Below are 15,203 nucleotides of genomic sequence, written 5' to 3'. Positions count from 1 at the left end.
GCTCACCATGAATCGCAAGTTTCTACTCGCCCCGCTGATCGCCGCTTCGATGACGGCGTTCAGCGCCCAGGCCGACAACGCGCTCGGCCTTCAAGGCTTGGGTTCGCGCAGCGGCGACAACAACAACTTGAGCGCGCTGCGCGCCAACCGCGCGGCCGCGATCAGCGCATCGCGGGCCGATTCGTTGACGAGCGCACGCGCCAACCTGCGCGAACGCATCACCGATCGCGCCGAGGCCCGCGCCGACGCGCGCGAAGAGCGCATGGACAACAGCCGTGCGCGTGAGCTGTTCGATGGCGATCGTCTCGACAATGTTCGCGAGGCCGCGCGTGACCGCCGCGAGAATGCGCAGGAGCGCCGTGAAGAACGTCGCGAGGACCGCCGCGCAGTGGGCCGCGATATCGCGCTGCTGAATGCCGCCGACAACGACGGCAGCGCGCTGCGCGATCGAGTCCAGGATCGCCGTGCATCCCTGCCGGGCCTCGAGCAGGCCGATGCGAGTGCACTGCGCGACCGGCTTCCGAAGGTGAGCACGGACAGCGATCGCGATGGCGATACCCGCACGCGCTCGCTCAAGGTCGAAGGTCAGAATGGGGATTTCAAGCTCACCAACGTCGTCGAAGCCAAGCGTCCCGACGCCTCGGATCGCAATTCGGGTGAGCGTTCGCTCGATCGCACGCTCAACATCGAGAACACCATCGAAGGCAGCCGCGAATCCGGCGACAATGCGATCGCCCAGCGCGACACCCGCTCGAGTTTCAAGCGCACGTCTTCGATGAATTTCGAGCGCAACGGTGAGGTTCGAAGCCGTACCGAAGACTCTCCGCGCAGCCGCTCGGTCGAGAATCGCCTGGCGATGAACAGCTCGGGCGAGAGCAGCCTCAAGATCGATGGAAACGGCAGCGACAGCCGCGACATCGACCGCTCCAACCGAAACAGTTTCGGGTTCACGCGCACCAGCAGCAGCGACCGCAGCGGCCTCGAACGTGCCGAGCGCAGCCGCGACATCGACTTCGGCAACCGGGGCTCGTAGGCTCCGGGCGCCGGACGGGTCCGCCGGACTCCGGACCTGGAACTCCGACCAACCTCTGAGCCGCTCGAAGAGCGGCAGCTGGATCAGCGCATTGTCACCGTCGACCTCGTCTTCGGTGACAATGCGTTATTCATGGCCGGAGCTTTCTCGTGGCTTACGACGTCGACCTGTTCGTGATCGGTGCGGGCTCGGGCGGGGTGCGCGCATCGCGCATCGCGGCCCAGCTCGGCGCTCGCGTGATGGTGGCCGAGAACCAGCAGCTCGGAGGCACCTGCGTGAACCTCGGCTGCGTGCCGAAGAAGATGCTCGTTTACTCGGCCTCGTATGCGGACGACTTCGAGCAGGCGAGCGCCTATGGCTGGTCGGCCACTGAGCCGCGCTTCGATTGGCCCACGCTGCTGGCCAACAAGAACCGCGAGATCGCGCGGCTCAATCGCGTCTACGGCGAACTGCTCGACAAGGCCGGCGTGCGAACCGTGCAGGGAACCGCGCGCCTGCTCGATGCGCATACGGTGGAAGTCGACACCGCGGATGGGCCACGACGCTATAGCGCCGAACATATCCTGATCGCGACGGGTTGCGAGCCGCAGCTGCCCGATATTCCGGGCATCGAGCATGCGATCAGTTCCGATCAGGCCTTTCATCTGCCGCGCTTGCCCGAGCGCGTGATCGTCGCGGGTGGCGGTTACATCGCCACCGAGTTCTCGGGTGTTTTTCACGGACTCGGTGCGCGGGTCAGCCAGCTGTATCGCGGTGATTTGTTCCTGCGCGGTTTCGACGACAGCGTGCGCCGGCATCTGCGCGAGCAGCTCACGCTCAAGGGCCTGGACCTGCAATTCAACGCCGACATCGTGCGCATCGAGAAGCGAGCCGACTCGAGTCTGGCGGTGCAGCTGAAAGATGGCCGTGTGCTCGACGCGGATTGCGTGCTGTTCGCGACCGGCCGGCGCCCGCGGCTCGGCGGGCTCGGGCTCGAAGCCACCCGCGTGCAGCTCGACGAGCGCGGCTTCATCGCCGTCGACGAGCGATTCCGCACGCACGAGCCTTCGATTCATGCGGTCGGCGATGTGATCGGCCGTGTGCAGCTCACGCCCGTCGCACTCGCCGAAGGCATGGCGCTCGCGCGCTTGCTGTTCAAGCCGGAAGATTATCGGCCGCTCGATTACACGCTGATTCCAACGGCCGTTTTCAGCCTGCCGAACATCGGCACGGTGGGGCTCACCGAGGCCGCGGCGCGCAAGGCGGGCTTCGAGCTGCGGGTCTTCGAAAGCCGCTTCAAGCCGCTCAAGCTCACGCTGACCGATTCGAAGGAAAGCACCTTCCTGAAGCTCGTCGTCGATGCGCGCAGTGATCGCGTGCTCGGCTGCCACATGGTCGGGCCCGATGCGGGAGAGGTGATCCAAGGGCTCGCGGTCGCGCTCAAGGCCGGTGCCACCAAGGCGATCTTCGACGACACCATCGGCATCCATCCGACCACGGCCGAGGAATTCGTGACGATGCGCACGCCCGTCGCGGGCTGAGCGGCCTTGTTGCGTGGCAGGTCGCTATCGAATTGCCATCGAGTGCGCATGACAAGCTGAACATGACGAGCTGAACGAGGGCTTCAGCCATCGCTCACGCTGCGGGTCCAACATTCGCCGCCTCGGCGCAGGCAAGCGCCACCGCTTGATCACCGCAAGCGTTCGCGCAGGGACTGCAGGAGTTGCATGCCATGAATTTCGTGCTGGGTTTGCTCGTCTTCCTCGTAGGTCTGGCGATGGGGGTAGGTGGAGTCTGGCTGCTCGCGCTCGAAGGCTCCGCGTACTACCTGCCGGCCGGCCTCGGACTGATGGTTTCCGGCGTGCTGCTCATGCGTCGGCATCGGGCCGGTGCCTGGGTCTACTGGATCGTACTCGCGGCGACGGCGGTCTGGAGCGCTTGGGAATCGGGGCTGGATTACTGGCGCTGGGTTCCGCGCCTGGGCTTGCTGCTTGGCCTGGGCATCGTCGTGGCCTTGCTCGCTCCATGGCTGCGCAACGGCCCGAGGCTGCGCTCCGCATGGCCGCTCGCGGGCGTCTTCGTCATCGTGTTCATCGCCGCGTTCGGGCTTGCGTTCCTGCCTTACGGCGTGACCAAGGGCCAAGTGGTGCCGAGTGCATCGGCGGGGCAATCGGTGATCAGCGATGATGCGATGCCGGGTGGATTCGCGCAGCCTGCGACGCAGGCCGCAGCGCAGGATTGGGCCGCCTATGGCGGAAGCAATCAGGCCACGCGCTATTCGCCGCTGTCGCAGATCACCAAGGACAACGTCAAGCAGTTGCGGCGCGCATGGACTTATCGCACCGGCGATCTTCCCGAACATCGCTGGGGCGCGGAAACCACGCCGCTCAAGATCGGCGACAGCGTGTATTTGTGCACGCCGCACAACATCCTGATCAGCCTCGACGCGAGCACCGGCAAACAGCGCTGGCGCTACGACCCGAAGGTGCCCGAGTCCGCGATTCCGTACACCGCGGCCTGTCGCGGTGTGTCGTATTACGTCACGCCGCCTGCGCAGGCGGCGACGAACACGAGCGAAGCGTCTACAGGGCCCAGCGCCGAAAACACGATGCTGCTCGCGACGCCCGTTCCCGCGCCGGGGCAGGAAGCACAGCCGGCTTCGGCGACTTCGCTTGCAGCGAGCGGCGAAGCCTGCGCCACCCGCCTCGTCTCGGGCACGCTCGACGGACGCATCATCGAAGTCGATGCCAGGACCGGCCTGCCATGCACCGGCTTCGGCAAGGGCGGGCAGGTCGACATCAAGGAAGGCATGGGCAGCACGCCGGCCGGCTACGTGTCGATCAATTCGCCGCCGACCATCGTGCGCGGTGTGATCGTGACCGGCCATCAGGTGCTCGATGGCCAGCGCCGCGATGCGCCGTCGGGCGTCATCAAGGGCTTCGATGCCGTGACGGGAGAGCTGCGCTGGGCCTGGGACATGACGCATCCGGACTGGACCGGTGCGCCGCCGGCCGGCGAAACCTATACGCGCGGAACGCCCAACATGTGGACGATCGCATCGGCCGACGAGCAGCTCGGCTACGTCTATCTGCCGATGGGCAATTCGGCGGGCGATTACTGGAGCAGTTCGCGCACGCCGGCCGAAAGCCAGTACGCCACCTCGCTCGTCGCGCTCGACGTCACCACCGGCAAGCCCGTGTGGAATTTCCAGACCACGCATATCGATGTCTGGGATTACGACCTCGGCTCGCAGCCCGCGCTGATCGATTTCCCGGTCAACGACAGCAAGGTGCCGGCGGTGCTCCTGCCGAGCAAGCAGGGTGATGTCTACATACTCGATCGGCGCACGGGCGAGCCGCTCGTGGGTGTCGAAGAGCGCGCAGTTCCGGGCGGTGGTGTCGAGCCCGAGAAGCGCAGCAAGACGCAGCCGTTTTCGACTTATCACACGCTCGCGCGACGCGATTTGAGCGAAGCCGACATGTGGGGCATGACGCCGCTCGATCAGCTGGTATGTCGCATCCAGTTTCGCAGCGCGAGCTACCAGGGCATCTACACGCCACCGACCAGCGATCGGCATTCGATCGAATATCCGGGCTACAACGGCGGCTCCGACTGGGGCGGCGTGGCGATCGATCCGAACCGCGGCGTGATGATCGCGAACTACAACGACATGCCGAACTACAACCGCCTGGTTCCGCGCGAAGAAGCCGATCGCAACGGCTGGAAGCCGCGCGAGGAACTGCCGCATCCGGACACCGGCGGCGCCGAAGGCCAGGGTGATCCGCAGGCCGGCACGCCGTACGCGATCGACGTCAACGCGGGCTGGCGGCTCAAGTTCACCAAGCTGCTGTGCAAGCAGCCGCCTTACGGCGGCATTCGCGCGGTCGATCTCGCGACCGGCAAGACGCTGTGGGATCGGCCCTTCGGCAGCGCGCGCGGCAACGGGCCGTTCGGCATCCGCTCCGGATTGCCGATCGAAATCGGCACGCCGAACAATGGCGGCTCGGTCGTCACCGCGGGCGGCCTGATCTTCATCGCCGCCGCGACGGACGACCTGATTCGCGCGATCGATATCGAGACCGGCGAAACCGTGTGGCAGGACGCGCTGCCGGCGGGCGGGCAGGCGAATCCGATGGTCTACGAGATCGGCGGCAAGCAATACCTCGTCATCGTCGCAGCCGGCCATCACTTCATGGAGACGCCGGCCGGGGACTATGTGATCGCGTATGCCTTGCCGGGTTGAGAGCAGCGCACTCAAGGTGGCACGGACGTGTTGTTGATGTTCCTCTCTCCCGCGTGCGGGAGAGAGTCCCTCGCGTAGCGAGGGGAGTGAGGGAGCACTGCCTGGAAGCTGCGCTCGGGGGCGTTCCCTCACCCGGCGCTGTCGCGCCACCCTCTCCCGCACGCGGGAGAGGGGACCGCTGACGGCAGCTCAAAAACCGTCTGGCAAGACGCGCTTACCGGCGGGCTGTTGATGTTCCTCTCTCCCGCTTGCGGGAGAGAGTCCCGCCGCAGGCGGGGAGAGAGGGGCTGCTCGACGGGAGAGCACACTTTCCAGGCTTCCCCTCTCCCGGTCCTTCGGACCACCCTCTCCCGCACGCGGGAGAGGGGACCGCTGACGGCAGCTCAAAAACCGTCTGGCAAGACGCGCTACCGGCGGCTGTTGATGTTCCTCTCTCCCACGTGCGGGAGAGAGTCCCTCGCGTAGCGAGGGAGCACTGCTCGAACGCTTAAACCAACCGCACCGTCTGCACCAACAGCTTCTCCCGCTCCGCACTCGGCCCCACCAGAATCTCGACTTCGCCCTTCTCGAACACCGGCTTCAAGCCCGCGTCGAGAAACCGCAGATCGCTTGCAGCCACTTCGATTTCCACGCTGCCGCGTTCTCCGGGTTGCAGGGCGATCTTGGTGAATCCACGCAACTCCAGCAGCGGTCTCGCCACGCTCGCGATCTTGTCGCGCATGAACAGGAACACCGTCTCTTCCGCCGCGCGCTTGCCCTCGTTAACCAGATCGACCGTCACGCGAATCGTGTCGTTTTCTGTGACGCGCTCGGGGATCACGCGCAGATCGCTGTAAGCGAAGCGTCCATATCCGAGCCCGTGTCCGAACGCGTACAGCGGCTCGTTGCTCACGTCGAGATACTTGCTCGTGTAAAAATCGTCGGCGTTCATCGGCCGGCCACTCGGGCGCTGGCCGAAGAAGATCGGCACCTGGCCGAGCGCGCGTGGCCAGGTCATCGGCGTGCGGCCAGGGCGATCTTGGTGAATCCACGCAACTCCAGCAGCGGTCTCGCCACGCTCGCGATCTTGTCGCGCATGAACAGGAACACCGTCTCTTCCGCCGCGCGCTTGCCCTCGTTAACCAGATCGACCGTCACGCGAATCGTGTCGTTTTCTGTGACGCGCTCGGGGATCACGCGCAGATCGCTGTAAGCGAAGCGTCCATATCCGAGCCCGTGTCCGAACGCGTACAGCGGCTCGTTGCTCACGTCGAGATACTTGCTCGTGTAAAAATCGTCGGCGTTCATCGGCCGGCCACTCGGGCGCTGGCCGAAGAAGATCGGCACCTGGCCGAGCGCGCGTGGCCAGGTCATCGGCGTGCGGCCGCTCGGCGAGGCCTTGCCGCTGATCAGGTCGGCGATCGCATGGCCGGCCTCGGTGCCGAGGAACCAGGCCGCGAGGATCGCATCGGCCTTGGCGTCGAGTTCCGGAATCACGAGCGGACGGCCCGAGAACAGCACGACGATGACCGGCACGCCGCGCGCGCTCGCACGCTCGAACACGGCCTGCGCGAGCGCGCGCTGATGCGCGGCGAGCTCGGGATACGCACGGCTCGCGGCTTCGCCGCTCTGGCGTACGCCTTCGCCGATGCAGAGCACGACGGCGTTCGCGTTATCGACGAGCGCCGCCGCGGCGGCGATGCCGCTGCGCTCGTCTTCGAGGATCGGAACGCCCGCCGCATGTTCGATTTGCGCGGCTGGCAGCGCAGCGCGCAGGCCCGCGAGCACTGTCGTGTTCGGCTCATGCTCGCCGGCCGCCCACCAGCAGCCGCACATGTCGTAGGCCGCATCGGCGAGCGGGCCGATCACCGCGATGCGCTGCGTCGAAGCCGGCAAGGGCAGGGTGTCGTGCTCGTTCTTGAGCATCACGACCGAGCGCGTGGCGACCTCGCGCGCAAGCGCGCGCCGGTCGACGAGTGCCTGCGGCGCTTCGGGCGTCGAGCCGCGACGATACGGGTCGTCGAACAGGCCGAGCTTTTCCTTGAGCCTGAGCACGCGGCGCACGCAGGCGTCGATCTCGTCCATCGTCACGAGTCCGCGTTCGAGCGCGACCGGCAGGCCCTTGCGATAGGCGTCGGCCATCATGTCGATGTCGACGCCGGCCTTGAGCGCGAGCGTCGCGGCTTCGACGAGATCGGCGGCGACGCCGTGCTTGATCAGCTCGCCGATGGCGTTGTAGTCGCTCACGAGCACGCCGTCGAAGCCGAGTTCGCTGCGCAGGTAATCGCGCAGCAAGGGCACGTGCGCGGTCATCGGAATGCCGTTGAGATCGGTGAACGCGGGCATGATGGTTTCGACGCCGGCCTTCACGGCCGCTTCGAACGGAGGCAGGTGCACCTCGCGCAGCGTGCGCTCGGAAATGTCGACCGGGGCGTACTCGCGGCCCGCGTTGACCGGGCCGTAAGCGGCGAAGTGCTTCGCACAAGCCGCGAGCGCGTCCTTGGACGACAGATCATCGCCCTGGAATCCGCGCACCTTGGCCTCGGCGATGCGCGAATTGAGCCAGCCGTCTTCGCCGCCGCCTTCGGCCGTGCGACCCCAACGCGGATCGCGCGAGACGTCGAGCATCGGCGCGAAGGTCATCGCCAGGCCGTCGGCCGCGCCTTCCTTGGCGGCTTCGCGTGCGGTGCGTTCCCAGAGCCGCGGATCGAAGCTCGCGGCTTCGGCGATCGGCAGCGGAAACAGGATGCGATGGCCATGAATGATGTCGAGCCCGATCAGCAAGGGAATGCCGAGCCGCGTCTGCTCGACCGCGATCTTCTGCATTTCGTGCGTCGGGCCGGGGCCGACCATGTTGAGCAGGTTGCCGACGCTGCCGTCCTTGATCGAATCGGTGGAGTCACCGACGATGATCGGCCCGGTGACCGCATAACCCGAGGCGGTCATGGTGAGCTGCCCGAGTTTTTCGGTCAGCGTCATCTGGCTCAGCAACTGTTCGATTCGGCTCATGCGCGCAGCGTCCTTGAGAGTGTCGTCCGATGTTTTGCCCATGATAGGCCGTCGTCATTTGCATGTGGTGCAGACAGCCCAGGCTCATGAGGATCGCGTAGAGATCATGTGCTCTGCATTAATATTCGCCGAATCGAGTCGCGCCCGGAGCCATCCGCGGGCCGGCTGACCGAACGACAAGGAGTAGCCATTGAGCCCAGCGGATCAGCAGACCAGCGTCGAAAGCTTGCTCGCACTCGACGACGAAGCGCTCGTCGAAGCGGTGCAGAGGCAGACCTTTCGCTTCTTCTGGGAGGGCTCGCATCCGCAGAGCGGCCTCGCGCCGGACCGGCGCAGGATCCGCGCCGCGGATGGTCGCGAGCCCTTCGACGATCTGGTGGCCATCGGCGGCTCGGGCTTCGGCGTCATGGCGATCATCGTTGCGGTCGAGCGTCATTGGATATCGCGCGAAGCGGCCGTGCAGCGCCTCAATGCGATGCTCGACGTGCTCGTGCGCGCCACCTGCTACCACGGCGCCTATCCACATTTCATGAATGGGGCGACCGGCGCGACGATCCCGTTCAGTCGCAAGGACGACGGCGGCGATCTCGTTGAAACCGCGCTGCTGCTGCAAGGCCTGCTGTGCGCGCGCCAGTACTTCACGCAGGACATACCGGCCGAAGCCTCGATCCGCAATCGCATCAACTGGATCTGGGACGATATGGAGTGGACCTGGTACCAGCAGGATGGCCGCAAGCTGCTGTACTGGCATTGGAGCCCCAACAACGGCTGGGGCATGGATCACGAGATCCACGGCTGGAACGAATGCCTGATCGCCTACGTACTCGCGGCGGGCTCGAATCGTTATCCGATCGACCCGGTCGTCTATCACCGCGGCTATGCGAGCGGACGCGATTTCGTCAACGGCAAGACTTACCATGGCATCCAGCTGCCGCTCGGACAGCCTTATGGCGGCCCGCTGTTCTTCGCGCATTACTCGTTCTGCGGGCTCGATCCGCACGGCCTGCGTGATCGCTACGCGGACTATTGGGACTTGTGCTCGCGCCACGTGCGCATCAACCGCGAGCACTGCGTGATCAACCCAGGGCAGTTCAAGGGCTACGGCGCGGACTGCTGGGGCCTCACGGCGAGCGACGATCCGGACGGCTATTCGGCGCATGCGCCCGACAACGACAACGGCACGATCTCGCCGACCGCCGCGCTCTCGAGCCTGCCGTACGCACCGGCCGAAGTCGTGCAGAGCTTGCGCGGCTTTTTAAGCAAGCACGGCGACAAGGTCTGGCAGCGCTACGGCTTCGTCGATGCGTTCAACGAAGGACGCGACTGGTTCGCCGACACCTTCCTCGCGATCGACCAGGGACCGATCGTGGTGATGATGGAAAACCATCGCACGGGCCTGCTGTGGAAGCTGTTCATGAGCGTGCCCGAAGTGCAGACCGGTTTGCGCCGGCTCGGCTTCAGCAGCCCGCATCTGGGTTCGTGAGGGGCTCATGAGCATGAGCGGCGCATCGCCTGAACCTTTTCTGGAGCGGTGGATCGAGCGCCAGTATCGCGACTCGGCGAGCGCGATGCTGCGCAGCTTCTCGGCCATCGATCTGGTCAAGTCGCGGCCGGGCTTCGGCACGCAGGTTCGTGCCGCGAAGGGTTCGATCATCGCCTCGCCGGTGCTCGGTGCCTACGACCCCGATCCGGACTACTTCTTCCACTGGTTCCGCGATTCGGCCGTCGTGATCGAATCGCTGCGCCTGTTGTACGAGGATGGCAGCATCGGCGACGAGGCGATCGCGCATCTGCGCGATTTCGCCGCCTTCAACCTGTCTTTGAACACGCTCGACGGACGCAGGCTCGTCGACGATAAAAGCTGGCGTGGCAAAGCCGCCGCCGATTTCGTGAAGTTCTTGCGCGACGACGAAGACCTCGCGCAGGCGCACGGCGAAGCCGTGGTCGGCGAAACGCGCGTGAATCCGGATGGCACGCTCGATATTTCGAAGTGGGCGCGTCCGCAGCACGATGGTCCGCCGCTGCGCGCACTCGCGCTGCTCGGCTGGGTGAGCGCGCACCGTCTCGACGACAGGCTCGCGGCCGATCTCGCCGCGCTGATCACCGGCGATCTCGATTTCACGATGCGCCACTGGCGCACGCCCTCGTACGACATCTGGGAGGAAGAGCGCGGCCTGCATTACTACACGCTGCGCGTCTCGGCCGCCGCGCTGGAGCAGGGTGCGGCCTGGCTGCGCAGCCGCAACGAGCATGAATTCGCGCTGGCCTGCGCAACCGAGAGCGCGGCCATTCGAACCCTGCTCGACGGCTATTGGCTCGAAGACGCGCAGCACTTCCGTTCGCGCGTTCTGAGTTCGGGAGGGCGATCGGACAAGGAACTCGACATCGCGATCATCCTGTCCGCTATTCACGGCTCCGACGGAGCGCAAGCGCATTCGGTGCACGACGGTCGCATGCAATCGACGTTCGCGCAGCTCGAAGCCTTGTTCGACCGGCTTTATGCGATCAATCGGGGGCGGCCCGCAGGGCAAGGCGTGGCGATGGGCCGCTACGAAGGCGACGTCTACTATTCGGGCGGCGCCTATTTCTTTTCGACGCTCGGCGCTGCCGAGTTTTGCTTCAAGGCGGCGCGGGGCTCGCCCAAGGCGCAAGGCTGGATCGAGCGCGGCGATGCCTTTCTGCAGATGGTCCGCGCCTACACCGGAGCGCAGGGTGAACTCTCCGAGCAGTTCGATCAGAACAGCGGCGAACAGACCTCGGCCAAGCATCTGGCCTGGAGCTATGCCGCGCTGATCTCGACGGTTGCCGCGCGCCGCGCCGCACTGGCCGCCCGCTGATGGCGAAAGCCAAACGAAAGTCCAGGGACGATGCCGACGATCTCGTCGCGGCCGAGATGGGCACGGTCGCCGAGACCAGGCTCGGCAGGCAGATCGGTCTGGTCATGCAGGCGCTGCGCAGTTCGGCGGTTGCCAGGATTCTGCTCGGGCTGATCGTCGCGCTGGTCGTCGTCGTGCTCGCGACGGCTTATGGACAAGTGCATCTGAACCGCTGGAACCAGCCGTTCTACGACGCGCTGTCGCGTCGTGATCTCAAGGATTTCATGACGCAGCTCGGCGTGTTCTTCATCATCGTCGGCTGCCTGCTCGTGCTCAACGTGATCCAGCGCTGGATCGTCGAGCACCTGAAACTGCGCCTGCGCGAAGGGCTCACGCGCGATCTGATCAACCGCTGGATGCAGCCTCGACGCGCGTTCTGGCTTGCCAATTCGGGTTCGATGGGCGTCAACCCCGATCAGCGCATGCAGGAAGACGCGCGCAAGTTCACCGAGCTGTCGGCCGATCTCGGCGTGGGTCTGCTGCAGGCGACGATTCTGTTCGTGACTTTCGCGGGCGTGCTCTGGGGCTTGTCGACGGACTTTTCGTTCCGCATCGGCGACGCCGACTACGCGGTACCGGGCTTCATGCTGTGGGCCGCGATCGCCTACGCACTGATTGGTTCGCTGCTGAGCTACTGGGTCGGCCGCAGCCTGATCGGCAGCAATGCCGAGCGCTATGCGCGCGAGGCCGATCTGCGCTTTGCGCTGGTGCGCGTCAACGAACATCTCGATGGGGTTTCGCTCGCGCGCGGCGAGCCCGACGAAGGCCGGCGCATCAACCGCTATCTCGACGACACGCTGCGATCGATGCGCAGACTCGCGACCGAGCACACCAACCTGACCTGGGTGACCTCTGGATTCGGCTGGATCACCAACATCGCGCCGACGCTGGTGGCGGTGCCGCTGTACTTCACCGGCAAGATTTCGTTCGGCGGCCTGATGATGGCCGCTGCGGCGTTCACGCAGGCGCAGTCCTCGCTGCGCTGGTTCGTCGACAACTTCAGCACCATCGCGGACTGGCGCGCGGGCCTGCTGCGCGTGGCGAGCTTTCGCCAGGCGCTGCTGACGGAGCAAGGGCTCGATCAGATCGAGCGGCGCATCGCCTATACGCAAAGCACGGATGAAAGCCTGCGCATCGAGAGCCTGCAGGTCGAAGCGCAGAGCGGCCGCGAGCGTGTCGAGGAAAGCCCGGTGCGCATCGAGGCGGGGCAGCGCGTGATGGTGATCAGCGCTCCGGGTACCAGCAAGACCATGCTGTTCCGCGCGCTCGCCGGGCTCTGGCCGTGGGGTTCCGGGCGCATCGAGATGCCGAGCGTGGAGACGATCTTCTACGTGCCGCGCGGCACTCCGTATCTGCCCGCCGGCAGCCTGCGCGAGGCGCTCGCCTATCCGGATGACGCCCAGAGCTTCGAAGCTCAGCGCTATGCGCAGGCGCTCGAACGGCTCGGGCTCGATCGGCTCGTCCCTTTGCTCGACGAATCGCGGCGCTGGGACCGCGAACTCGGCCAGGACGAGCAACTCTGCGTGGCATTCGCACGCATGCTGCTGCAGGCCCCGGCCTGGGTGCTCATCGACGACGCGTTCTCGGTGCTCGAAGAAGATTCGCTCGCGCGCGTGGTCGACGTGCTGCGCAATGAGCTCAAGGCCACCGGCCTGATCCACATCGGCGGCTCCGTGCAGGGGCACGAGACCCTGTTCGATCGCAGCCTGCATCTGGTCAAGATGCCGGGGCCGGCGATCACCGTGGAAGAAGCACCGTGAGCCTTGGGCCTCTCGCCCGGACCAGGGCTGGGCTGGCCATGGGCCTGCTCGCGCTGGCGATGCCGACGTGGTCGCAGATGCAATCGCAGCAACAGCAGGCGCAGGAGCAGATGCGCTTGCAGATGCAGGCCCAGCTCAACGCGCAGCCGCAGAGCTTCGAGTTTCAGACCCCGTCCGGTGTCACCGACCCGAAGCTGCGCGAGACCATGCGCGACCTCGCGGTACGCGTGCTGCCGGTGTACCAGGAAAAAAGCATCGATCGTTATCTGTCGACGATCTCGATGCTGCAACTGGTCGCGGCCAACTATCCTGCGGCTTACGAGTCGCGCAAGGCGCTGCTCGATCGTCGCCGCAAGCTCGACGCCGGCAAACCGATGGCGCGTAGTGTGGTGCTCGATCTCTATGCACTCGCCAGAGCCAAGGAGGTCGACGACAGGCCTGCGTTCAACGAAGCGTTTTCGAAGGCCTATCGCGAAGTGGCGGCCCCGCTCGGCGATCGCGATGCTTTCGTGCTCGGCAATTGGATCGCAGCGCCGCTCACCGCGCCCCGAAGCGATCTCGAGAATGCATTCGCCCGCACGCGAAAGGAGCATGAGCTCGATCTGGCCACGGCCATCGACCTGGTGCGCCTCTATCTGGCCTACGACTCGCAGCGCAGCTTCGTCACGCTGGCCCCGGCATTGATGGCCGAGGACGATGCGCGGCGTTATGTGATCGAGGATTCGGTGCCGATCAGGAGCGCGGCGGGCGTGACGATCTACGCCCGGCTCGTGCGCCCGAAGACGCCGAAGAGGCCCTTGCCGGCCCTGCTCGAATTCACGCTCGATCCGGGCTACGACGATGCGCGTGCCCGCGCGGCGCGCGGCTATGTCGGCGTGGTGGCCTACACGCGCGGACGCGGAGGCCCTGCCGATGCGAAGGCGATGCCGGCCGAGGTCGTGCCGTTCCAGCACGACGGCGCCGATGCGCGCAAGGTGATCGACTGGATCACGCAGCAGCCCTGGAGCGATGGCCGCGTCGGCCTCGTCGGCAGCGGCTATTCGGGCTTCGCGGCCTGGTCGGTCGCCAAGAAGCTGCCGGCGGCGGTCAAGGCGATCGCGACGACTGACGCGATGGCGCCGGGCATCGATTTCCCGACCCAGGGACGCATCGCGCACACCGATGCCTTGCGCTGGATCATCGAGCACACGCAGCCGGCGGCGGTGATCGCACAGCAGCCCGCGCGCTGGGACGAAATCGAGTTGAACTGGTATCGGAAGGGCCGCTCGTACTGGGTCTTCGATCGACTCGCGAAGCTGCGCAGCGACGTGTTCCGCACCTGGATCACGCATCCGAGCTACGACGGCTACTGGCAGAACCGCCTGCCGTACGCCAGGCAGTTCGCCCAGATCGGCGTACCGGTACTGAGCTCGGTGAGCGAGCGCGGCGACGGCATCGCGGCGCTCTATTACTTCGGCGAACATCTCCGCTACCGGCCCGATGCCGATCACAGCCTCGTGATCGCGAGCCAGAGCCTCGACCAGAGCGAGTTGCGGTTGCAGTGGTTCGATCACGTGTTCAAGAACGCCGGCGAGCCGTCGGCGATCAGGGACCGCGTCAACGTGCAGCTCGACGGCGGCAATGCGAACGGCGATTGGCGGCATGCGGCGTCGATCGAAGCGCTCGCGACGTCGAAGCTGAGCCTGCATCTGAGCCCGGGCGAGAACGCGGAGCGCCATCGGCTCACCGATGCCGCCGCGCCCGGTGACGGCTACATCGAGCAGAGCGTGCAGCTCGCCGACCGCCGCGATACGGCACGGCCGTGGACGACGGTCGCCGACGGCAGGCAGCTGCGCCTGCGCCATGCGCTGGCCTTCGTCGGCGAGCCGTTGGCGCAAGCCGTGGAGATCAACGGCCTGCCGTCGGGCACGCTCGATTTCGAACTCAACAAGATGGACGTGGACTTGAACCTCAGCTTGTTCGAGCAGCTCGCGGGCGGCGAATACCGACTGCTCGCCGAGCCCTACGAATTCCGCGCGAGCTATGCGAAGGATCGCGTGCACCGCCACATGCTGCGCGCCGGCGAACGCCAGCAGCTCGCGTTCAAGAGCGAGCGCTTCGTCAGCGCCAGACTCGCGGCCGGCAGCCGGCTGGTGCTGGTGCTGGGCGTCAACAAGCGCCCCGACCGCGAGATCAACTACGGCACCGGGCGCGACGTCAAGGAAGAGTCGATCGAAGACGCCAGGCCCGCGCTGCGGCTGCGCTGGTATGGCGGCAGCCGCATCGAGATTCCGGTTCGGCGTTAGAGAAAAGGCTCGTCGGCTTGTTCTATATCGCGTATCGAT

General features: G+C 65.9%; 9 protein-coding genes. 7 read left to right on the top strand and 2 right to left on the bottom strand.

Annotated features, from left to right (window positions below; translation table 11 throughout):
* The first annotated feature begins 7 nt into the window (after positions 1–7).
* From WQQ_RS21425 to WQQ_RS21415, 3 genes are all read left to right on the top strand, one after another.
* Positions 8–1,033: a hypothetical protein gene (locus tag WQQ_RS21425; protein WP_007187368.1), complete on the top strand. Its 1,026-nt coding sequence runs from the start codon at positions 8–10 to the stop codon at positions 1,031–1,033.
* Positions 1,034–1,182: 149 nt separating this feature from the next.
* Positions 1,183–2,553 (top strand): glutathione-disulfide reductase, encoded by a 1,371-nt coding sequence (gorA, locus tag WQQ_RS21420; RefSeq protein WP_007187367.1) that lies wholly within the window; start codon positions 1,183–1,185, stop codon positions 2,551–2,553.
* 191 nt (positions 2,554–2,744) lie between these two features.
* On the top strand, positions 2,745–5,255 hold the full coding sequence (locus WQQ_RS21415; protein WP_007187366.1) for a membrane-bound PQQ-dependent dehydrogenase, glucose/quinate/shikimate family: 2,511 nt from the start codon (positions 2,745–2,747) through the stop codon (positions 5,253–5,255).
* A gap of 487 nt (positions 5,256–5,742) precedes the next feature.
* Here WQQ_RS21415 and WQQ_RS21410 read toward each other — a convergent pair whose 3' ends face one another.
* Positions 5,743–6,252: a fibronectin type III-like domain-contianing protein gene (locus tag WQQ_RS21410; RefSeq protein WP_007187365.1), complete on the bottom strand. Its 510-nt coding sequence runs from the start codon at positions 6,250–6,252 to the stop codon at positions 5,743–5,745.
* On the bottom strand, positions 6,249–8,243 hold the full coding sequence (locus WQQ_RS21405) for a glycoside hydrolase family 3 N-terminal domain-containing protein (protein WP_083844692.1): 1,995 nt from the start codon (positions 8,241–8,243) through the stop codon (positions 6,249–6,251). Before WQQ_RS21405 ends, WQQ_RS21410 begins: the two co-directional genes overlap by 4 nt.
* Before the next feature lie 190 nt (positions 8,244–8,433).
* Between WQQ_RS21405 and WQQ_RS21400 the strand changes: the two genes are divergently transcribed.
* Genes WQQ_RS21400 through WQQ_RS21385 form a run of 4 tightly spaced genes read left to right on the top strand, consistent with a single transcriptional unit; the run spans position 8,434 to position 15,164 of the window.
* The gene (locus WQQ_RS21400; RefSeq protein WP_007187363.1) at positions 8,434–9,726 is read left to right on the top strand and encodes a glucoamylase family protein; all 1,293 of its coding nucleotides are present in this window, start codon (positions 8,434–8,436) and stop codon (positions 9,724–9,726) included.
* A gap of 7 nt (positions 9,727–9,733) precedes the next feature.
* Positions 9,734–11,080: a glycoside hydrolase family 15 protein gene (locus WQQ_RS21395; RefSeq protein WP_007187362.1), complete on the top strand. Its 1,347-nt coding sequence runs from the start codon at positions 9,734–9,736 to the stop codon at positions 11,078–11,080.
* On the top strand, positions 11,080–12,879 hold the full coding sequence (locus WQQ_RS21390; RefSeq protein ID WP_007187361.1) for an ABC transporter ATP-binding protein/permease: 1,800 nt from the start codon (positions 11,080–11,082) through the stop codon (positions 12,877–12,879). Before WQQ_RS21395 ends, WQQ_RS21390 begins: the two co-directional genes overlap by 1 nt.
* 38 nt (positions 12,880–12,917) lie before the next feature.
* The gene (locus WQQ_RS21385) at positions 12,918–15,164 is read left to right on the top strand and encodes a CocE/NonD family hydrolase (RefSeq protein WP_007187360.1); all 2,247 of its coding nucleotides are present in this window, start codon (positions 12,918–12,920) and stop codon (positions 15,162–15,164) included.
* The last annotated feature ends 39 nt before the right edge of the window (positions 15,165–15,203 follow it).

Origin of the sequence: Hydrocarboniphaga effusa AP103, from assembly GCF_000271305.1 — a bacterium.
GTDB classification, from domain to species: domain Bacteria; phylum Pseudomonadota; class Gammaproteobacteria; order Nevskiales; family Nevskiaceae; genus Hydrocarboniphaga; species Hydrocarboniphaga effusa.
Note: the sequence above shows the minus strand (reverse complement) of the source record. Positions and strands in the feature narration are given on the sequence as shown.

Excerpts from the sequence above, each read along its gene's own strand:
- WQQ_RS21390 (WP_007187361.1), top strand. The coding sequence starts at position 11,080 with ATGGCGAAAGCCAAACGAAAGTCCAGGGACGATGCCGACGATCTCGTC.
- WQQ_RS21425 (WP_007187368.1), top strand. The coding sequence starts at position 8 with ATGAATCGCAAGTTTCTACTCGCCCCGCTGATCGCCGCTTCGATGACG.
- WQQ_RS21385 (WP_007187360.1), top strand. The coding sequence starts at position 12,918 with ATGGGCCTGCTCGCGCTGGCGATGCCGACGTGGTCGCAGATGCAATCG.
- WQQ_RS21395 (WP_007187362.1), top strand. The coding sequence starts at position 9,734 with ATGAGCATGAGCGGCGCATCGCCTGAACCTTTTCTGGAGCGGTGGATC.
- WQQ_RS21405 (WP_083844692.1), bottom strand. The coding sequence starts at position 8,243 with ATGAGCCGAATCGAACAGTTGCTGAGCCAGATGACGCTGACCGAAAAA.
- WQQ_RS21415 (WP_007187366.1), top strand. The coding sequence starts at position 2,745 with ATGAATTTCGTGCTGGGTTTGCTCGTCTTCCTCGTAGGTCTGGCGATG.
- WQQ_RS21410 (WP_007187365.1), bottom strand. The coding sequence starts at position 6,252 with ATGACCTGGCCACGCGCGCTCGGCCAGGTGCCGATCTTCTTCGGCCAG.